This window comes from Curtobacterium citreum, from assembly GCF_006715175.1.
Taxonomy (GTDB): domain Bacteria; phylum Actinomycetota; class Actinomycetes; order Actinomycetales; family Microbacteriaceae; genus Curtobacterium; species Curtobacterium citreum.
On sequence record NZ_VFMQ01000001.1, the window covers coordinates 281,953 to 302,375 of the forward strand.

General features: G+C 70.0%; 17 protein-coding genes. 10 read left to right on the forward strand and 7 right to left on the reverse strand.

Annotation, left to right across the window (positions count from 1 at the left end; genetic code table 11):
* Together FB462_RS01430 and FB462_RS01435 are read left to right on the forward strand one after the other, a co-directional pair.
* The gene (locus FB462_RS01430) at window positions 1–630 is read left to right on the forward strand and encodes a nucleoside/nucleotide kinase family protein (protein ID WP_141859689.1); all 630 of its coding nucleotides are present in this window, start codon (window positions 1–3) and stop codon (window positions 628–630) included.
* A gap of 32 nt (window positions 631–662) precedes the next feature.
* A complete protein-coding gene (locus FB462_RS01435) occupies window positions 663–1,496 on the forward strand; it encodes an SDR family oxidoreductase (RefSeq protein WP_141859692.1) in 834 nt (277 codons plus the stop codon).
* Between the two features lie 114 nt (window positions 1,497–1,610).
* On the opposite strand, the gene FB462_RS01440 is transcribed toward FB462_RS01435, so the two are convergent.
* From FB462_RS01440 to FB462_RS01455, 4 genes are all read right to left on the reverse strand, one after another.
* A complete protein-coding gene (locus tag FB462_RS01440) occupies window positions 1,611–2,861 on the reverse strand; it encodes an MFS transporter (RefSeq protein ID WP_141859694.1) in 1,251 nt (416 codons plus the stop codon).
* Window positions 2,858–3,523: an HAD hydrolase-like protein gene (locus FB462_RS01445; RefSeq protein ID WP_141859696.1), complete on the reverse strand. Its 666-nt coding sequence runs from the start codon at window positions 3,521–3,523 to the stop codon at window positions 2,858–2,860. Before FB462_RS01445 ends, FB462_RS01440 begins: the two co-directional genes overlap by 4 nt.
* A gap of 165 nt (window positions 3,524–3,688) precedes the next feature.
* Window positions 3,689–4,384, reverse strand: coding sequence for an endonuclease NucS (gene nucS / locus FB462_RS01450; RefSeq protein ID WP_141859698.1), 696 nt, complete (start codon window positions 4,382–4,384; stop codon window positions 3,689–3,691).
* A 9-nt stretch (window positions 4,385–4,393) separates the two neighbouring features.
* Entirely contained in the window at window positions 4,394–5,773 is a 1,380-nt protein-coding gene (locus FB462_RS01455) for an MFS transporter (RefSeq protein ID WP_141859700.1), read from the reverse strand.
* 84 nt (window positions 5,774–5,857) lie between these two features.
* On the opposite strand from FB462_RS01455, the gene FB462_RS01460 reads away from it, so the two are divergent.
* The 7 genes from FB462_RS01460 (at window position 5,858) to FB462_RS01490 (ending at window position 15,592) form a co-directional block, all read left to right on the forward strand.
* On the forward strand, window positions 5,858–7,009 hold the full coding sequence (locus FB462_RS01460) for a LacI family DNA-binding transcriptional regulator (protein WP_141859702.1): 1,152 nt from the start codon (window positions 5,858–5,860) through the stop codon (window positions 7,007–7,009).
* Between the two features lie 71 nt (window positions 7,010–7,080).
* Window positions 7,081–8,187, forward strand: coding sequence for an alpha/beta hydrolase (locus FB462_RS01465; protein ID WP_141859704.1), 1,107 nt, complete (start codon window positions 7,081–7,083; stop codon window positions 8,185–8,187).
* Window positions 8,188–8,384: 197 nt separating this feature from the next.
* Window positions 8,385–8,951 (forward strand): PA14 domain-containing protein, encoded by a 567-nt coding sequence (locus FB462_RS01470; protein WP_208738878.1) that lies wholly within the window; start codon window positions 8,385–8,387, stop codon window positions 8,949–8,951.
* 42 nt (window positions 8,952–8,993) lie between these two features.
* Window positions 8,994–11,495, forward strand: coding sequence for an RHS repeat-associated core domain-containing protein (locus FB462_RS01475; RefSeq protein WP_141859708.1), 2,502 nt, complete (start codon window positions 8,994–8,996; stop codon window positions 11,493–11,495).
* Between the two features lie 511 nt (window positions 11,496–12,006).
* Complete coding sequence (locus FB462_RS01480) at window positions 12,007–12,789, forward strand: hypothetical protein (RefSeq protein WP_167509960.1); 783 nt, start codon at window positions 12,007–12,009, stop codon at window positions 12,787–12,789.
* Window positions 12,790–13,932: 1,143 nt separating this feature from the next.
* A complete protein-coding gene (locus FB462_RS01485) occupies window positions 13,933–14,256 on the forward strand; it encodes a hypothetical protein (RefSeq protein WP_167509961.1) in 324 nt (107 codons plus the stop codon).
* Window positions 14,257–15,334: 1,078 nt separating this feature from the next.
* On the forward strand, window positions 15,335–15,592 hold the full coding sequence (locus tag FB462_RS01490) for a hypothetical protein (RefSeq protein WP_141859715.1): 258 nt from the start codon (window positions 15,335–15,337) through the stop codon (window positions 15,590–15,592).
* Window positions 15,593–15,606: 14 nt separating this feature from the next.
* On the opposite strand, the gene FB462_RS01495 is transcribed toward FB462_RS01490, so the two are convergent.
* The gene (locus FB462_RS01495; RefSeq protein WP_141859717.1) at window positions 15,607–16,818 is read right to left on the reverse strand and encodes a lipopolysaccharide biosynthesis protein; all 1,212 of its coding nucleotides are present in this window, start codon (window positions 16,816–16,818) and stop codon (window positions 15,607–15,609) included.
* On the reverse strand, window positions 16,815–18,158 hold the full coding sequence (locus tag FB462_RS01500; protein ID WP_229666929.1) for an MATE family efflux transporter: 1,344 nt from the start codon (window positions 18,156–18,158) through the stop codon (window positions 16,815–16,817). Before FB462_RS01500 ends, FB462_RS01495 begins: the two co-directional genes overlap by 4 nt.
* Before the next feature lie 31 nt (window positions 18,159–18,189).
* On the opposite strand from FB462_RS01500, the gene FB462_RS01505 reads away from it, so the two are divergent.
* Entirely contained in the window at window positions 18,190–18,852 is a 663-nt protein-coding gene (locus FB462_RS01505; RefSeq protein ID WP_058741580.1) for a GAP family protein, read from the forward strand.
* A gap of 186 nt (window positions 18,853–19,038) precedes the next feature.
* Here the strand turns inward: FB462_RS01505 and FB462_RS01510 are convergent, their stop codons facing one another.
* The gene (locus FB462_RS01510; protein WP_141859719.1) at window positions 19,039–20,376 is read right to left on the reverse strand and encodes a uracil-xanthine permease family protein; all 1,338 of its coding nucleotides are present in this window, start codon (window positions 20,374–20,376) and stop codon (window positions 19,039–19,041) included.
* Window positions 20,377–20,423 lie beyond the last annotated feature (47 nt).

Consider the following 20,423-nt stretch of genomic DNA (forward strand, 5'->3'; position numbering starts at 1 on the left):
GTGACGAACCCCGACGCCGCCGTCGCCCACGCCGTGACGCTCGCCGCCGCATCAGGCCGGGTCGTCCTCGGGATCGTCGGCGCCCCCGGAGCCGGCAAGTCGACGCTCGCCCGCCGGGTCGTCTCGGCCGTCGACGCCGCACACGGCCCCGGCACCGCCGTCCAGGTGCCGATGGACGGCTTCCACCTGGCGAACGCCGCGCTCGACGCCCTCGGCCGCCACGACCGCAAGGGCGCGATCGACACCTTCGACGCGCACGGCTACGTCGCCCTGGTGCGACGACTCGTCGCCGCGGACGAGGACGTCGTCTGGGCCCCGGACTTCGACCGTCGCGTCGACGAGCCCGTCGCCGGCAGCATCGCCGTCCCGCGCGCCACCCGGCTCGTCGTCACCGAGGGCAACTACCTGCTCGACGACCAGGCACCGTGGACCGCGCTGCGGACGCTGCTCACCGAGACCTGGGCGGTCGTCGTCGACGACGACGTCCGCGTCGACCGCCTCGTCGGACGACACGTGCGGCACGGACGCGACCGCGCGGCAGCCCGCGCCTGGGCGCTCGAGGTCGACGGCGTGAACGCCGCGAGGGTCGCGGCGACGCTGCCACGCGCCTCCAGGACGGTGCGGACCTGAGTCCGGCACCCACCGACACGACGGGAGCGACCATGACCATCGCCATCACCGGGGCCACCGGCAACATCGGGGGCGCGGTCGCCCACGCGCTCGCCGCGGCGGGCACGCCGTTCCGGATGCTCGTCCGCGACCCGTCGCGCGCACCGGAGCTGCCCGGCGCCGAGGTCGCCGTCGCGTCCTTCGCGGACGTCGACGCGTCGCGCCGGGCCCTCGAGGGCGTCGACCTGCTGCTCATGGTGTCCGGCGCCGAGGCCGAGGACCGGCTCGCCCAGCACCGCGCCTTCGTCGGCGCGGCCGCGACGGCGGGCGTGCAGCACGTCGTCTACACGTCGTTCGCCGGTGCAGCGGCCGACGCGACCTTCACCCTGGGTCGCGACCACTGGGCCACGGAGCAGGCGATCCGCGCGACCTCGATGGCGCACACGTTCCTGCGCGACTCGTTCTACCTGGACTTCGTCGAGGACCTGGTCGGCGAGGACGGCGTGATCCGCGGTCCGGCCGGCGACGGTGCGATGGCGGCGGTGGCGCGTGCGGACGTCGCCCGCGTCGCGACCGAGGTGCTGCTGCACCCGTCGGCGCACCTCGACCGCACCTACGACCTGACCGGGCCGGTCGCGATCACCCTGGCCGAGGCCGCGGCGATCGTCTCCGAGGTCCGCGGGCGCCCGGTCAGCTACCACGAGGAGACCCTGGACGAGGCGTACGCGTCGCGCGCGAAGTGGGATCCGGAACCGTGGCAGGCGGACGCGTGGGTGAGCACGTACACGGCGATCGCGGAGGGCGTGCTCGCGCCGGTCTCCGGGGACGTCGAGCGGGTCACCGGCCGCCGGCCGATGATCCTGCGCGAGGTGCTCGAGGCGCGCTGACGCGGTCCCGGGCGCGGCTGCGGTTCCGACCCGACAGTTGCTGCTCCATGGACGCGTCAGGTCGGCCGGGAGGCACGTGGTGCGTCCGGCGCGACGGGTCCCGTCCGGCGCGGGTCAGGTCACGCGACGGGCGGCGAGGGTGCCGACCACCCCGAGGGTCAGCACCGCCACCAGCACGACCAGCAGCGGTGCCGTCCAGTCCCCGGTCGCGCCGTGCAGGCTCCCGGCGACGAGCGGCCCGGCCGAGCCGATCAGGTAGCCGCCGCCCTGCACGAACGCGGACATCCGGCGGGCGTCGTCGTCGCTCGTGACGATGCGCACGATGATGATGAAGATGACGGTGATGCCGCCGCCCTGGGCCGCCCCGCCGAGGACCGACCAGAGCAGCCAGAGCTGCGGCGCGAACAGCAGCCCGAGCGGCATCGCGAGCCAGAGCGTGCCGACGAGGGCGACGATCGCCCGCGGCCGCCAGCGCGTCGCGAGCACCGGGACCCCGAGCGCCCCGACGACCGCGAGGATCTGGAACACCGACGAGCTCGCGCCGGACGACTCCGCCGAGAACCCGATCTCGTCGTGCAGGAGCGTCGGGATCCACGCGGTCAGCGCGTAGTACGAGAACGCCTGTCCACCGAAGGCCAGCGTCAGCCCCCACGTGATCAGCCGTCGAGCGGGCCGGACCGTCGGAGCGCCGCTCGTCGACACCGTGCGGATCGACCCCGTCTCGGTGAGCAACTCGACGGGTCCGGTCGCGGGGACCGGCTCGGTGCGTTCCGGTCGGAGCCAGGCCGCGCGGGTGCCGACGGCGTACGTCCACCCCGCGGCGGCGACCACGGCGAACACGGCCCACACCGCGATCGCGACCGGCCAGCCCCACGCGGCGGCGATCGGTGCGGTGCCGAGCGAGGTGATCATCGATCCGACGTTGAGCGCCGACGTGTACACGCCCGTGACCAGGCCGACGCGCTCCGGGGAGGTGTCCCGCCGGATGACCACGGGCACGACGACGTTGCCGATCGTGATGCCGATGCCGATCACCGCCGTGCCGACGAGCAGCGCCGTCGCCGAGGGCACCGAGCGGAGCACCGTGCCCGCGAGGACGATCACGAGCGACAGGGACACCGCGCGCTCGGGGTCGGCCTTGGCGATCACCCAGCTGGCGAACGGCGTCGCGAGCGAGAAGCACAGGACGGGGATGGTCGTCAGCAGGCCGGCGACCGTCGCGGTCAGCCCGAGGTCGACACGGACGTCGCCGATCACCGGCGCGGGGGCGACGATCGGCCCGCGGAAGTTCAGTGCGATCAGGACGATCGCGGCGGGCAGCACCCAGGCCGCGCCGCGGAGCCCCCGACGGGCCGCGGTCGTCACGCGGCGTCCGGCAGCAGGATCGGCAGCAGGTCGAGCGGGGTGGCGGCCTGTGCGACGGTGCCCGTGGCCTCGGCCGGGGAGCCGTAGCCCCACTCGGCGAAGACCACGGGGACGCCATTCGCCGCTGCGCCCTCGACGTCGTGCAGGCGGTCGCCGACGAGGACGGGCCGGCTCACGTCGAAGCCGCGGGCGTCCAGGCGGCGGAGCGCTTCCTCGACGACGTCGGCCTTGGCGCTCCGGACCTCGTCGTCGCTCGCGCCCGTGATGACGTCGATGTCCCCGGTGAGCCCGTAGTGCTCGAGGATGTACGTCGCCGGGGTCTCGGGCTTGCTCGTGGCCGTCGAGATCGGCAGTCCGGCCTGGTGCAGGGTCCGCAGCACGACGTCGATGCCGGGGAACATCGCCGAGTCGAGCGCCCCGTGCGACAGGTAGTGCTCGCGGTACACGGCGAGCGTGTGCTCCGCCTGCGCCTCGTCCATCCCCATCGCCGTGCGGAACGTGTCCATGATCGGCGGGCCGACGAACGACATGAGCGTCGCGTGGTCCGGGACGGGCACGCCGACCGTGCGGAAGGTGTGCGTCATGCTCTCGAGGATCCCCGGAGCGGAGTCGCTGATGGTGCCGTCGAGGTCGAACAGGATGGCGGTGAAGGGGCGCGTCATGTCCTGCCCAGCCTAGTCGGCGTGTCGGGGGCGACCCGTGCCTCCAGGCCGGTGCCCGCACCGACGACGGACGGGAGCCGTCCCGACGACGGACGGGAGCCGTCCCGACGACGGGCGCGAGCCGTGACGATGACGGACGTGGGCCGCGGCGCCCGGTCGCTCCGCTCAGAACAGGCGCGTGTGCCCGCCCTCGATGCCGCGCATCGCGTCGTAGTCGAGCACGAGGACGCGGATTCCGCGGTCCTCGGCGAGGGTGCGCGCCTGCGGTGCCACCGTCTGGGCCGCCAGGACGCCCTGCACCGGTCGCAGGAGCGGGTCGCGGTTCATGAGCTCGAGGTACCGGGTGAGCTGCTCGACCGCGTCGATGTTCGCGTTGCGCTTCATCTCGACGGCCACGCTCGCACCCGCGTCGTCGCGGGCCAGGATGTCCACCGGTCCGATCGCGGTCATGTACTCGCGGCGGACGAGCGTGTGGCCGTCGCCGAGCAGTTCGATCTGCTCCGCGAGGAGCTGCTGCAGGTGTGCCTCGACCCCGTCCTTCACGAGACCCGGGTCGACTCCCAGGTCGTGCGACTCGTCCGCGAGGACCTCGTTCACGCTGACGATCAGCTTGTCCTGGGTCTTCTTCTGCGTCACCGTCCAGACCTGGGTGATGCCGGCGGTGGCCTGCTCCTCGTCGGGCTCGCCGATCTCGATCGAGCACGGCGGGCTCATCCAGTTGAGCGGCTTGTAGCTGCCGCCGTCCGAGTGGACGAGCAGCGAGCCGTCCGCCTTGAGCATGAGCAGACGGGTCGCGAGCGGCAGGTGGGCCGACAGGCGTCCGGCGTAGTCGACGGAGCAGCGGGCGATGACGAGACGCACCCGGCGATCCTAACGGTGGTCGCGCGTCGCGCTCTCCGTACGGTCGGCTGTCGGTGCGGCGGCTTCCGTCGCGGGGGTCGGCGTCCCGGCCTGGAGGCGCGGGTCGTCCCCGTCGTCCCCGCTGCGGCCCGTCGTGCGGTCGCGCCCGGCTGACTGCGCACGTCGGCGGCGCAGCGTCTCGGCCGCGGCGCCCGTCTCGCGCGCCGCCCCGGATGCCAGGCCCGCGCCGATGATGAACACGAAGACCACGAGCAGCGCACCGAGCAGGCCGATGTGCTCGCCGAGGAAGCCGATGAGCGGCGGACCGGCGAGGAACGCCACGTAGCCGATCGTCGCCACGGCGCTGACCTTGAGCGCGGCCGAGCGCGGGTCGTCAGCTGCGGCGGACATGCCCATCGGGAACCCGAGGCTCGCCCCGAGGCCCCACAGCACGACCCCGACGATGGCGATCGGGATGACGTCGACGAAGATGAGCAGCCCGAGGCCGACCACGGCGACGGCGGCGCTCACGCGGAGCACCGGCACGCGGCCGAACCGGTCGATGAGCGGGCTGCCGGCGATGCGCCCGGCGGTCATGGCGGCCAGGAACACGGTCAGCACGGCGGAGCCCGCGGCGTTGTCGAGGCCGTGACCGTCGATCATCGCGAGGGGCAGCCAGTCGTTCGCGGACCCCTCGGCCAGCGCCATGCCGAGCACGATCACGCCGATCAGCAGGGTCGACGGCTGTGCCCACACCTGCCAACGGGTGAGCTGCACGGGGGTCGGGCTCGTCGCGGTCGACGTGTGCTCCTCGAACCGGTGCTCGTCGCCGAAGCGCGACGCGGCCGCGAGCAAGACCAGGCACGTGACGATGCCGAGGACGGTGAAGTGCAGCACGACGGGCACCTCGAGCGCCTCGGTCAGGGCCCCGAGCCCGGCGCCGGCGAGCGTGCCGACGCTGAACGCCGCGTGGAACAGCGGCATGATCGTCCGCCCGCCGGCCTTCTCGGCGGCAGCACCGGACACGTTCATGGACACGTCGACCAGACCGTTGCCGAAGCCGAACGCGATGAGACCGACCCAGATCGCGGCGAAGCCCCACCCGTACGTGACCGCGAAGCCGGCGAAGGTCAGCCCGACGGCCAGGCAGACCGAGGCCACCTGGACGCCGCGACGCGCGCCGAGCTTCGACACGATGTGCCCGGCGAAGGTCAGGCCGCCGATCGAGCCCACCGCCATGCCGAGGACGAGCAGGCCCATCTCGAAGGTCGTCGCGCCGAGGGAGTCGCGGACGCTCGGGATGCGGCCGAGCCAGGTCGCGATCGCCAGGCCCGAGAGCGTGAAGGCCACGAAGACCGCGACGATCCAGACGCGGGTGGTCGGGGCGGTGCGGGCGGACGTCGTCGTCATGTCGGGCTTTCCGGGTCGGTGCTGGTGCGTGTCGCGGTGGTGTCGAATCGATTCGACCCCGTTCGGTGACTACGCTAACGGGCGATGGACGAACCGGCAACAGGACCCGGCGCGTCCGGGACCGGAGCGTCCCGGACCGGCGCCGACGGTGGGGCGAGCCGTGGACCCCGCCCGACCCTCGCCGCCGTGGCCCGCGCGGCTGGGGTCGCCCCGTCCACGGCGTCGCTCGCCTTCAGTGGTGCGGGACCGGTCTCCGAGGACGCGAAGGCCCGCGTGCTCGCCGCGGCCGCCGAGCTCGGCTACGGCGGGCCGGACCCCCGAGCACGCTCGCTGCGCCGCGGTCGGTCCGGGGTGATCGGTGTCGTGATGGACGAGCGCCTGAGCGACGCGTTCCGCGACCCGGTGAACGTCCTGACCCTGGACGGCATCGCCGAGGTCGCCGGCGAGGCGGGGGCGTCGCTGCTGCTCGTCCGGAGCCCGCTCGACGACGAACGCGGCACCGGCCCGATCGTCGACGCGCCGATGGACGCCGTGGTCCTGGTCGGCTGCAACGTCCGGATCGACCCCGCCGTCGCCGTGCTCCGACGCCGGCAGATCCCGGTCGTGGCGATCGAGGCGGACGAGATCGAGGGTGCGGTGCCGATCCACCTCGACAACCGCGAGGCCTCGCGCCGAGCCGCGGCGTTCCTGCGCGACCTCGGGCACACCGCCGTGACCGTCGTGACGCTGCCCCTCGACGGGAGCCGCCGTCGCGGGCTCGTCGACCCCGCCCGCGAGGCCGAGGGCGTCGCCCACACCACCCTCGAGCGGCTCCGTGGGGTCCGCGGCGTGTACGGGGACGCCCCCGCGGTCGAGGCCGCCGGCAGCTCGGTCGAGGAGGGCCGCATCGCCGGGCAGTCCCTGTTCGCTGGAGCAGCTCCCGGGGCCGCGATCCCGACCGCGGTGGTGGCGCAGAGCGACCTGCTCGCCGTCGGGGTGATCTCGGCCGCACTGGACGCCGGACTCCGTGTGCCGGAGGACGTCAGCGTCGTCGGGTTCGACGGCATCACGGTCGACGACAGCCTGCTCCACCGCTCGCCGATCCGGCAGCTCACGACGCTCGTGCAGCCCTTCGAGCAGAAGGGCCGCGCCGCAGCCCGGGCAGCGCTCGCGATGCTCGAGGGCGGTGAGCCGCACCCCGCGGCGTTCCGGTCCGAGCTGCGGATCGGCGACACGACGGGCCCCGCTCGGAGCTGACTGGGGAATCCCTCAGCGCCGCGGCTGCGCTGAGGGCCGTGTGGTCGGGCGACCCGCCGTACGCTCAGCGCGTGCAGCACGCTCGACGCCCCGGGGCCACGGTCTGGACCGTGCTCGTCCTGGTCCTGGTCCTGACCGTGGTGAACGTCGGGGTCGGCGCGACGTGGTGGGGCCGGGCGTCGGCCGACCCCCGCTCTGCGGTCACGGTGACGGCCACCCCCACCCCCACCCCGGCCGTCACGCCGACGCCCACCGTCCTCCCCGACCCGGCGGGGTCCGATGGGATCCCCCTCGCCGAGCACCCGCCGGCGTCCGGGGAGCCGGTGACCCTGGACCTCGCCCGGACGTGGGCCCCGCGGACGGACCTGCCGACCGCCGGCCGGCTCCTCCGCGTCACCATCCCGGCGACGCGGTCGCACTTCACCGCCCGGCCCGGGCTGCTGTGGCTGCCGCCGGCCGCCCTGGTGCCGGACCCGCCGGCGCTGCCGGTGGTGGTCCTGCTCCCGGGGCAGTCCCGCGGCTCCGGCCCGGAGGACCTGGAGACGGGCGGGCACCTCACCGAGACGATGGACGCGGTCGCAGGGATGCACGCCGGGCTCGCGCCGATCGTCGTCGTGCCGGACCAGCTCGGCCCGGACTCCGGCAACCCGATGTGCGTCGACGGCCCGCTCGGCAACAGCCAAACGTACCTGGAGCAGGACGTCCCGGCGTGGATCACGTCGCACCTCCGCGTCCAGACGGGGGCGTCCGCGTGGACGATCGGCGGGTTCTCGCAGGGCGGCACGTGCGCGATCCAGCTCGGCGCCGGTGACCCCGGGCGCTTCGGCAACATCATCGACGTGTCCGGGGAGCTCGGCCCGACGCTCGGCAGCCCCGGGGAGTCGATCGCCCGCGGCTTCTCCGGCGACGCCGCCGCGTACCGCGCGGCCCAGCCGGAGGCCCTGCTCGCCGCACACGGTCCGTACCGTGACAGCTCGGCGTTCTTCACCGCGGCGCAGCTCGACGGGCGGTACGGTCCCGCGATGCCTGTCGTCGCCGCGCACGCCGCAGCTGCGGGCATGCGCGTCACCACGTGGGTGGTCCCCGGGGTGAAGCACAACTGGCTCGCTGCACGGGCGGCGATCGCCGCCGGCATGGCGTGGCTCGTGCCGCGGATCGGGCTGGCACCCGGTCCGTAGCTTCAGTCTGCGGTCGTACCCCGAAACCGGTACCGCGGCGGTAGTGCTCGTGGTTCTGTTGTTTGTCCGCAAGGCGCGGCCCAGCGGCGACGTACCCCGGTCGTTCCACCCTCCCCGAACGGGGGGGCAGAACCGATGGATCAGCTGAGCGCGACTGTCCTTACGCTCAGTCTCCGTGCTCCCGTGGGGGAGCGGAGGTGACCGGTCCTGGGCCGGTCGGAGCAGTAGGGGAGTCCCATGAGGGGACGAGTCGCGCGGGCCGGAGTGCTCGCATCGGTGATCACAAAGATCGCGTTGGTCGGGGAGGTCCTGGTCGCGGTGCCGGTGCAAGCACCGGGTACGACCAGGACGCGAACGGCAACCCGCTCCGCGGTCTGAACGCGACCTGGTACGACAACGACCGCCTCGCGGGAGCGCCCAAGTCCTACGGGCTCGGCGTCGGAGGCAGCGACGGCTCGATCAACCAGACCTGGGCCAAGGGCAGCCCGGCAGCAGCCGGCGCCGGCTTCACGACGGACAACTTCTCCGTCCGCCTCACCGGGCTGGTCACCGCACCCCAGGACGGGACCTACACGTTCCTGACCAAGTCCGACGACGGCGCCCAGCTCTGGGTCGACGACGTACCGCTCATCGACGACTGGGGCCCCCACTCCGCAACCGAGACAGCTGCGAACCAGACCGTCACCCTCAAGAAGGGGCAGTCGGTCAAAATCCGGCTGCAGTACCGCGAGGTCACCGTCGACGCATCCCTGGCGCTCGAGTGAAAGATCAACGGCGGCACCACGACGGTGATCCCGGGAACCGCGTTGACGCCCGACTACGGCCTGGCCACGACGTCGAAGACGGACGATCAGGCGCCGACCGGTGTCGCTGGCATCTCGGCATCGCAGATCAGTGGTTCCACGTCCGCGACGGTGTTCGACAAGCCGTGGCTCGGGATGTCCACCGCAACGATCACCGACCCGTCAGGACTCGCGTTGAAGGAGACGGCGAGCTACGAGCCCCAGAACTCCGGCTACCTCCGCCAGCTCACGCGCACCCTGCCGGCCCAGGCAGCTGCAGCTTCGACGAACGCGTACTTCGGTGACACGGAAACGATCAAGGCCGCGTACGGGACAACAGACGGGCAGATCTGTGGCGTGGACGTGTCGACGCCGCAGTACGGCCAGTTGAAGACCACCACCGGAGCCATCCCGACGACCGGGAACGCGGTCACGACGTCGTACCTCTACGACATCTGGGGTCGTACCGCAGGAACCAAGCAGTCCGGGGACGACGACTGGTCCTGCACCGTCTACGACGCCCGCGGCCGCGCGGTGAAGAGCACGACCTCGGCATTCAACGGCCAGCCCGGAACCACCGCGACCACGTCGTTCTCCGCGGATGGTCTGACCACGGTGGTGACCGACGACGCCGTCGCCGGGTCACCGAACGGATCCAAGATCACCACCGTGTCGAACCTGCTCGGCCAGGTCACGAAGTACGTGGACGTGTGGGGCACGACGACGACCACGTCCTACGACCAGGCGGGCCGCGTCACCTCGACGCTGGCGGTGACGGCGGATGGTGTGCAGCACTCGACGGGTCAGTCGTACGACATCGACTCGAAGGTGACGCAGTTCACCGCTGACGGCAAGGTCGTCGCGGTGCCCACCTACCAGCAGGGTGACGTCACGTCGGTCTCGTACCCGTCCGGGGACGGCAACGCCGGCAACGGCACGTCCGCGACGGTGACCAAGGACGGCGCTGGGCAGCTGATCGGGTTGGCGTGGTCGTTCCCGAACAACCAGCCGCAGCTCACCGATCAGGTCGTCCGCTCCCAGTCCGGTGACGTCCTGAAGGACACCACCACGCTCGGCGCAACGTCGAACACGTCGACGTACTCCTACGACACGGCCGGACGGCTCGTGGCCGCGACCATCCCCAGACATCAGATGACGTACGGGTTCGGCCAGGCCGCGTGCGCTCAGACGGGTGCGGTCGCCGCGGCGGGGAAGAACGGGAACCGGACGTCTTCGTCGGATCAGCTCCTCGACGCTCTCGGGAACCCGGTGGGAGCTGCGACGCAGGTCGCGTCCTGCTACGACGCCGCGGACCGGTTGATCGGGACGACGGTGACGAACCCGGTTGCCGGAGCAACGCCGGTGAACCAGTCGCTGACGGCTTCGCAGCTGGTGTACGACGCGCACGGGAACACCACGAAGCTCGCCGACGAGACGCTCGTCTACGACGGTCAGGACCGGCACGTGCAGACCGTCCTCGACGACGGGTCGAAGGTCACCTACCTGCGTGATGCGTCTGACCGGATCGTGCAGCGCACCGAGCAGGCAGCAGACGGGACGAAGACCGTGACCCGGTACGGGTTCACCGGCGACGGCGACACCCCCGACTTCGTCTACGACGGTGCGAGCAAGCTGACCGAGTGGGACCTTCCGCTTGCCGGAGGTGTCACCGTTGAGTATCGAAGCAACGCGGCGGTCTGGTCGTATCCGAACAGCCACGGCGATATCACCATCACGACCGACGGTTCTGGAACGATTACAACGCCGACGCTGCCGGTGTACGACCCGTTCGGCCAGGTCATGGACGAAACCACCAGCCTCTTCGGCACGGTCCGGGCGAATCAGTCAGGGCCAGACACGCAACAAGGGAGCGCCGACTACGGCTGGCTCGGCCAGCACCAGAAGCTCACCGAACATCTCGGCTCGATCGCCACGATCGAGATGGGAGCACGACAGTACGTCGCAGCCCTCGGCCGGTTCCTGCAAGTCGACCCCGTCGAAGGCGGCACCGACGACGACTACGCCTATCCGAATGATCCCGTGAATGACGCCGACATCTCCGGTGAATGGAGCATGTCCCTTTATAAGCAGAACAGGTGGATCGCTGCTGCGGATATAATCTCCTTTGGTGCTTTCATCCCCGGTCCGATTGGTATTGTCGCATCGATTGCGTCTGCCGGCCTTGCCCTAGCCGGCGGTTGCTTGTCTTGCGCAGCCCTCAATCTGGCTGGGATCGTCCCAGGCGTGAGGGCGGCGACCTTGGTAACGAAGTCAGCCGGCCGCGCCGGAAAAATCGCTCGGGCTGCATTGACTGTACAGACAAGACTTCCGGGTATTGGCCGTAACAGCCGTCTCTTCGGGCCCGGTGGATTGCTGAATAGAGGTAGGATACGTCTCGGTTGGAGCTTGGGCAAGAAAAGTGCCGTGAGCAAGAAGTCGCCATTGGTGTGGCGACTTGGACGGGCTGGATCGCACAAGCATCCCTTCAGTCATGTCTCGAGCAGCCCATACCACCGAAGGCGTTGAAACTTGAATTCTGTCATCGATTTGCGACGGGCTTGTCTGCCGCACCTCCAAACTACTGTCATTGAACATGCGGGTATTGAGCAATGGGAGTTGCATGGTCAAGCTTTCGATCAACGCCTCACACTCAGTCCCCTGGGGGAGAAACAAGTAATAGTAGCTGCCTTTGATGGCTATATTGTCATCGAAGAACCCCTCGAGCGGGTGTTTGGGCTCTTGGAACACTTCGATGCGAGCGAAATGCGCCCCATGATAGGGCGCCTAGGGCTCCTGCGAACACCAGAGTTCGTATCCTTTGCGGATGGCTTCGACTTCCCTGTCGATGTACGGCGTGGTCCGCTCCGGCGTCGATTTGTATTCGAGGAGTTCTGTCCGGGCGCTGATTCCTGTTGAATGCACATTCGGCTTGCTAGGATGACCTTATAGCGACCTCGTCTCAGGCAGCTGCGCCGATCGCCGCGACCTGTTCAGCGCGGATTAGTTGCAGATGACCGACGGAAAGAGTGCTGACACGATGAAGATCTCGGAAGCTGCTGACCTTGCTCGACAATCTTCGGAGCGACAAGTGGTTGATGATCTGTCACTTGATGACTCGCGAACCGTGCGTATCGCAGCGGCGAGCAATCTTTCAGCGTCTGATGCTGCAGGGAAGGTCTTGCTTTCAGATAAGGACCCGACTGTACGACTCGTGGCGGCGGCCGAAAATCTTGAGCTTCGGCCGCGCCTCTACAGCGTCGCTGGCCAATCATTGGATGAAGATGTTCGGGCAGTTCTTGCGAGCATGTTCCTCGAGCGCTACGCGCTTTCCCTCCCACCGCGCATTCAATACCGGTTAGCGAAGGACGCGTCGGCAGAAGTGCAAGGCCGGATGGCGGCAACCACCGATGACAACGACATCTTTGAAAACCTCCTCAAAGATGCAGCGACGAAGGTTCGGGCTTATTGCGCGAGCAATCCCCGGATCAATAGAGAGCAGATGCAGCGGCTCGTAACTGACCGAACGGCCGAGGTTCGAACTGCGGTGGTCGGCAACGGCTTGCGCTTCCCAGATGAGGCTCAGCTCATGACATTTGCGGCAGATCGCTCTTCCGCAGTTCGTTGGGCTGTCATCTTCCGAGTAGACCGGCCTCGTGAAGCTCTGCAACTCCTTGCTGCCGATCCCGACGACTTCAACCGCGAGCACGCAGAAAGAGCGCTTCAGAGTGAACATTTGATCAATGCGCCAGCGGTCGTCAGTGCCGAGCGGGAACGCCGGTCGCGAGCTGGCACGATCGCTACCTTTCCAGAGTCGAGCTGATGTGCGCGGCGGACTGACCGAGACCGGGAGCAGCCGGTCCCGAGGATGAAGTGTGCGGCGCTCAAGGCTCATCGCTTGAGTGCGGTATCTACAAGGTCGCGCACGGAGATCGTTCATGGTGGCTGGATATCGTTGGAGCAGCTTCGTTTGAGGTTGGCAAGGCGCTCTCCGTCGGGAATCGCATATACAGCGCTCGAGCACTCGCCCGAATTCCTCGATTCGTGAGAGGTCGACCAGCTAATCGCGTGGCGCGGCATGCCGTGAGGCTGCGAGCTTACAAATTCAAACGTTACGTGATTCGACCTCATCATTATGCAGATACCGGCTACGGTATCTATCAAAGCGCAAGTTGGGTCCGAGCCAGAGCGCGCGACGGATTCAAGTATCGGTAGAGTCGACATGCAAGAAAGAGCGTTGACGAAAATGAGAAAAGACGCAATAGTTCTTCTTGGCCCGGTTGCCACTCGCTACTCACTTGCAGCATGTGACGCAATGGCAGCGCTAGCCGGTATCGTGCTCGCGCGGCAGATCGGGAATCATCTTCGACTCGAGTGGGTAACAGTAGTTCTCTCCGCCATCAGCGTGACAGTCGGAGGCTACATGTTTTGGCGCGCGCTACGAACCGGCGCGGAAGTAGCACGAGACCACCTTGTTATACGGGGCTTGATTCGGGATAGGCGAATTGCATATGCGACAATCTTTGCCATGCCGCAATCTGAAGATGTCGTATCGTTGCCCTTTATTGGCTGGAATCAACACGGCCGCAAACGCTTCTCACCGCTTTTTGCCTTTTGGGTATCTCCGGGTCCGCTCGCTGCGTCGGCGCGACGCGGCGCGATGGAAGCATTGGTTGAACTTGAAAAGTGTAGGAGCCGTCCTCGCAGGTAGGAAGAGCCGTGTCTGTGACGGACGGCGAGCTCCGGTAGAACGCCAAGCTTCGCGCTGCGCAGCACCTATCTTCAGGTCATTGCCGCAAAAATCGATCGGGCTGCACTGCATTCACGGGTATCGAGTGAAGTCCAATCGAGGAATCGCGAGATATCTACCCCATTATCCTCGTCTTGGGAGTCGGAACATTGGGCAGCATCGACTGTGGCGAAAGTTTGGAAAATTTGGGGGACGCTTTTGGCATTCCAATACCCCTTGATTGCGTTTGACCTGGACTATCACCCCTACCGCGTTGCCTTTCCTGACATTGCCACGGGTGCCTTCGAGTGGGAACTCGCGCTCGAGGTAGAAATTGCCTTCGATTCTGGTTTCAAGGAGATGACCATGGTTGCGGAGGCTGGTGGTGTTGTGGAAGTTGCTCTCAGAAGTGAAGACGCAAGCGAATCCTCTTGGCGCGAGACCGCCATACTGGCCCTGAGGTCTCAGGCAACGAGAAGCCGTACCCAAGTGATCGACGAACAGATCCTGGCTGAAGCGTGTCCCTCGGAGTTGCTCCGACGGATTCAGGAGATATGGTAGACGACGTGATTCGACACTGACTACCGTTCGTGTGGGTGATTGCTCATGCACAAGAGTTGCCGGAGTGAGTGTTCGCGACTGTGACCAGGGGTCATGGGAAGGAGGATATCGGTAACTAGGTCAAGTGGGTCCGTTTCGGTGTGGGACTGCAAGATGCTTCCGGGGCGTGGATGGAGAAGCTAGTGCGACGCGTCGCTCACTCAGGCAACACCGCCCGATGGATTGCGTTGCCGATCTACTCAACTACGTTGTCCGTCATCCTTCTGAAGCTCCTCAGTGGCACCGCGGTGCCGCGCACTCTTCCGGCCGGGATGATCCTCGGTGTTGTGGTGTCCGCCATGGGGTATTTCCTGGTGAGGAGCCTGTTCATGGGGATCTACATCGACGGGCAGGTCCTTGTTGTTCGGAGCTGGTTCCGTACGTCACGATGGAATCGTGCTGCGATAACGAGTTGCCGGGTCGTGAGTTACGAAGGCTTCTTGAACGCCGGGAACCTCGACGGGAGTGGCCGATTCCTCAAGGTGATGGCTTTCGCCATCAGGGATGACGAGGGGTCAGTCCGCTTGCACCGTTCATTGGGGACGTTGTGCGGCCCAACCCGTGCCGCACAGCAGACGAGGGAGATCTCTGCTTGGCTGGAGGGTGCCGCGCACCCGTGACGACCAGGATCAGGCCCGAGAGACCAGTGAGGGTCGAGCTCGGCTGGGTTCGTCCGTGCCGGGCGACCGGCAGAGAAGGCCTGGTCTGCGGAGTTGTTGAGGTCCTCGCCGACGCCGCGGCGTTGAGCGACGCGCCGCGCGGATCGCTCTCGCGGTGTGACCCCGACGCCGTGCCCTCGTGGTCCTCCGACCGCAGCAGGCAGTGGTCGATCCCCTCGTCCGGATGACCGAGGGTGCACCCGTCGGCCAACCCCGTCGGGACCGCGGGCCGACGACCCCCGGGAGCCGACCGGACAGGCTCGGAGCATGAGCACCAGCACGCGCACCACCGTCCGTCGTTCCGCCGCCCTCGTCGCCGCAGCCGCCTCCATCGGGCTCCTGACCGGCTGCAGCGTCGTCCACCAGCAGCTGGGCGACGCGTGGGCCGTGGGGACGCGCCCCGCGAGGTCGACCTCGGCGACCGGAAGACCCGGAAGGCGTCGGACGGCGGATCGCGTTGGACGCGGGAGCTTGTCGTGCTCGCGGAGGACCGGGCATCGGTCCGGGCGACGCCCGCCGCCGGGGCGACCGCCACCTGCCGGATCCTGCTCGACGGCGGGCGCGAGATCGCCTCCGACACCTCGAGTGCGCCGGGCGAGCCGGTGCGGTGCTCGGCGACCACGCCGACGTTCGACTGACGGGGCAGCCGTGCTCAGCGCCGCCGCAACCCGAGTCCGAGCACCGCGACCAGGTTCACCGCGCTGCCGACCAGGAACCCGGTCGTCCCACCCGCGACCCCGGCGACCGGCGCGAGCACGGCCATCAGCACCGCACCCACGACGAACCCCGCGACCGAGGCCAGCGCCACCGCCCGCGACCGACCGGCCGCGAGCAGGAGCGCCGCCGGGACGAGCCCGACCGTGAACACCCACACGCCGACCATCAGGTACCGCAGGTCCGCCACGGCTGCCGCCCCCTCGGCCGGGTACACGATCGGCAGGAACCACCCGGCGAGCAGGGCGACGAGTCCGAACACGACCGCGGTCCCGCCCGCGAAGCCCCCGACGAGCACGGCGGCGCCGCGGGAGCGCAGCGACCCGCCGTCCGTCCGGTGCGCGAAGGCCGGGACGAGCACCTGCCCCAGGGCCTGCCCGAGCATCGAGGCGGGCGTCGCGAGCGTGAACGCGGCGGCGTAGACCCCGGCCTCGCGCGCGGAGACGCTCACCTGCGCCGCGATCATCGTCAGCTGGAGCAGGCCGTTCGCGGTGGTCACGGCCAGGACGTTCCACAGCGCGAAGCCGAGCACCCCGGTCGTCGGCTCCGGCGGCCCGGCGGCACGGTTGCCCCGGGGCCAGCACGCCACCGCGAACACCGTGTAGCCGACGGCCAGGGGGAGCAGCACGAGGGGCTCGAGGCGGGCGACGCACACGGCCACGAGCAGCCCGAGCGCGAGCACGCTCGTAACGGTGTCCCACAGCGCGGTCAGCGGCGCACGACCGTAGCCCAGCTGCGCACCCCGCGCGTGGCAGTAGAGGCCGTAGGCCACCACCACCGCGACGCCGCCGACGACGGTCCACGGCCCGTTGCCCCACGCGATCGCGATCGGCACGGTCAGCGCGGCGAGCACGACGCTCGACACCGCCGTCGCGGCCCCGAGCAGTCGGTTCACCGCGGCGTCCGACCGGCCGGCCCGGAGCGCCACCGCGAGGTACCGCGACGCCGTGTTCCCCGCCGCGTTCGGCCAGAGCAGCGCCGCGAAGACCGACAGGGACAGCAGGGCCGTGGTGTGCCCGAGCGTCTCGGTGCCGAACACCCGGCCGACGACGACCGTGACCAGGAGCTTCGCGACCCCCTGCACCCCGATGCCGACCGTCGCGAGCACCGCGGAGGACGCGACCGCGGTCCCTTCCCCGGAGCGCGTCACCGGGCCAGCGCCTGTTCGATCCAGCCTCGTCGGTGCGCCCGAAGCCCGAGCGTCACCGCCCGGACCCCGATGTACCCGGGCGCGAACGCCGCCCAGAGTCCCGCGAGCGTGCCGCCCGCCCACCAGAGGAGCGGCAGGTACACGACCAGGTTCACCCCGCCGGCGATCGCCAGGTACCGGGCGTCACCCGCGCCGATGAGCACGCCGTCGAGCACGAAGACGTAGCCCGCGACGGGCATCCCGACCGCGATGAGGACGAGCACGAGCGGCAGGGCGTCCCGGACCGCGGCGGAGTCGGAGAACACCGGTCCGAGCAGGCCGCTCACCGCGACGGTCACGAGCCCGAGGAGCACGCCGCCGGCGACGCCGAGCAGCACCAGCCGCCGGGTGACGAGCCGCACCCGGTCGGGATCGCGCGCGCCGAGGCCGTGCCCGACGAGGGCCTGCCCGGCGATGGCGAGGGCGTCCAGCGCGAACGCCAGGGTCGAGAAGACGGTGAGCCCGACCTGCGTCGTCGCGAGCCCGGTGGTCCCGAGCGCCGCCGCGGTCCCGACGGTCGCGAGCATCGCGACCCGCAGCGAGGCGGTGCGGAGGAACAGCCACGCCCCCGACCGCAGCGCGCGTGCGACGCCGGACGCTCCCGGCCGCAGCGGCGCACCGGACGCCCGGGCTGCGCGGACTGCGATGCCGACGTAGACCGCCGCCATGGCCCACTGCACGATGACGGTGCCGGCCGCCGAGCCCTCGACGCCCCAATCCGCGCCGTAGATGAGCACGGCGTTGAGCAGCCCGTTCGCCACGAAGCCGACGGTCGCGACGACGAGCGGTGTCCTGGTGTCCTGCAGACCGCGCAGCAGTCCGGTCGAGGCGGTCACGACGAGGATCCCGGGCAGGCCGATCAGCGACACCGTCAGGTACGCCGTCGCCGCCGCCGACACCGCGGGCGAGGCGCCGAACAGGTCGACGAGCGGCCCGGCCAGCGGCCACCCGACGAGCGCGAGCACGACGCCGAGCGCGAGCGCGAGCCACATCCCGTCGATGCCGGCGTGCACCGCGCCGCGACGGTCCCCACCACCGAGGGCCCGGGCGACGGCCGGGGTCGTCGAGTACGCCAGGAAGACGAGGAGTCCCGTCACGGTCTGCAGCACGGCGCCCGCCAGGCCGACCGCGGCGAGGGACGTCGCCCCGAGGTGCCCGACGAGCGCGGTGTCCGTCAGCAGGAAGAGTGGCTCGACGACGAGCGCCCCGAGGGCGGGCACCGCGAGCCGGACGATGTCCCGGTCGACCCCGCGCTGCTCGGAGCGAGCAGGGCGCTCGGCGGACGCGGGAGGACGGGGCACCGCACCATTCTGGTGGCGGTACGCTCCGACCGTGGACCTGACCGCCCTCGTGCCCGGTGCCGTCGGGATCGCCCTGAGCCCCCTGCCGATCGCGTCGGTCGTCTTCCTGCTCGGGCACCGCCGCGGGTACGGACCCGCGATCGCCTGCGTGGTCGGGTGGGCGACGGCGGTGGCCGTGGCGCTCGTGGTCGCGGTCCTCGTCGGCGAGCGGCTCCCGCTCGAGACCGCCGGCGGGTCGTCGGTGCAGGCCGTCGTGGCGCTCGCCGCCGCCGCGGTGCTCGCCGGACTCGCCGTCTGGCAGTGGACGACACGGCGCCTGCCCGACGGGCGTCCGTCGAGTGCCCGGTGGTCGGACGCCGTCGAGCGGCTCGGCACCGGTCACGGCTTCGGCCTCGGCCTGCTCCTGTTCTGCAACCCCAAGGCGCTCGTGCTCGCGCTCACCGCGGGACTGGCGTTCGGCGACGCTGACCCCGCGCCGGGGCAGGCCGTCGTGGCGGCCGTGCTGTTCGTGGTCGTCGCCGCCTCGACGGTCGCTGCGCCGGTGGTCGTCGCCGCTGCGGCCGGTCCGCGTGCGCACCGACCCCTGTCCGCCCTGCGGGTGGGCATCGAGCGGTGGGGCACCGTCGGCCTGGTGGTGGTGCTCGTCGTGCTGGCGGTGGTCCAGCTGGTGGTCGGCCTCACCGGCCTCCGCTGACCCGGCCGGTCCCGCCCGAGGTCGCTCGGTGGAGCAGGAGACGTCGGGTCCGTCCCGACCACCCGACGTCGTCTGCTCCATCGACGACGGGGCGGGGACGCCCCAGTGGGCTGACGGGCTGGCGGGACGCCGGACGGGAGGATCGTGGCGGGCTGGCCACGATCCTCCCGTCCGGTGGTCCGTGCGTCAGTCCGCGCGCGGCTCCGCCGGGACCGCACCGGTCGCGGCGTGCGCCGCGTCCGAGGCCTTCGGCGCGACCTGTTCCGTGCCGCGTGCCCGGCCGACCAGGTCCATCAGGTGGTAGACGACGATCGCCGCGACGGTGCCGACGATGATGCCGCCGAAGGTGGCGCCACCGAACGAGAACGTGAAGTCGGCGATGCCCATGATCAGGGCGATGCCCGCGGTCAGCTGGTTCTTCGGCTTGGCGAAGTCCACCTTGTTCTCGACCCAGATGCGGATGCCGATGACGCCGATCAGGCCGTACAGCGCCGTGGTCGCACCGCCGAGCACGCCGGCCGGGACCGACGAGATGACCATCCCGACCTTCGGCGACAGCCCGAGCAGGATCGCGACGATGCCCGCGACCCAGTACGCGGCGGTGGAGAAGACCCGCGTGGCGGCCATGACGCCGATGTTCTCGCCGTAGGTCGTCGTGGCCGAACCGCCTCCGACGCCGGCGAGCACCGTCGAGAGGCCGTCCGCCATGAGCGCGCGTCCGGTCAGCGGCGTGAGGTCGCGGCCGGTCAGCTGCCCGACGCCCTTCACGTGACCGACGTTCTCGGCCACGAGCGCGAGGACGACGGGCACGAAGCCCAGGTACACGGCGAGCTGCCCGGGGTCGAAGGCCGGCGCGGTGAAGGTCGGCAGGCCGACCCAGGGGACCTCGGACACCTTCGACAGGTCGACCTGCCCCGACAGCGCGGCCACGACGTACCCGACGACGACACCGATCACGATCGACAGGCGTCCGACGAGCCCCTTGAACAGGACGGTCACCAGGATGATCGCCGCGAGGGTGACCACCGCGGTCAGGGGTGCCTTCGTGAAGTTGTCGCGGGCGGCCGGCGCCAGGTTGAACCCGATCAGGGCGACGATCGCACCGGAGACCACCGGTGGCATGAGCCGGTCGATCCAGCCCGCGCCGGCCAGGTGCACCACGAGGCCGACGAGCGCGAGCAGGGCGCCGACGACGATGATGCCGGACAGGGCGAGGGGGATGCCGCCGATCTTCGTCGCGGCCGCGATCGGCGCGATGAAGGCGAACGACGAGCCGAGGTAGCTCGGCAGCCGGTTGCCCGTGATGAGCAGGAAGAGGAGGGTCCCGACACCGCTGAAGAGCAGTGTCGTGGACGGCGGGAAGCCGGTCAGCAGCGGGACCAGGAAGGTCGCGCCGAACATCGCGACGACGTGCTGGACACCGAGGCCGATCGTCCGCCCCCAGCTCAGGCGCTCGTCCGGCGCAACGATCGTCGAGGCGGAGACGGTCGCGCCGTCCCCGTGCAGCTTCCAGCCGAGTCCCATGCGATGACCGTACCGGGCCGCCGGCACCCTGTGCGGTCGTCCACAGG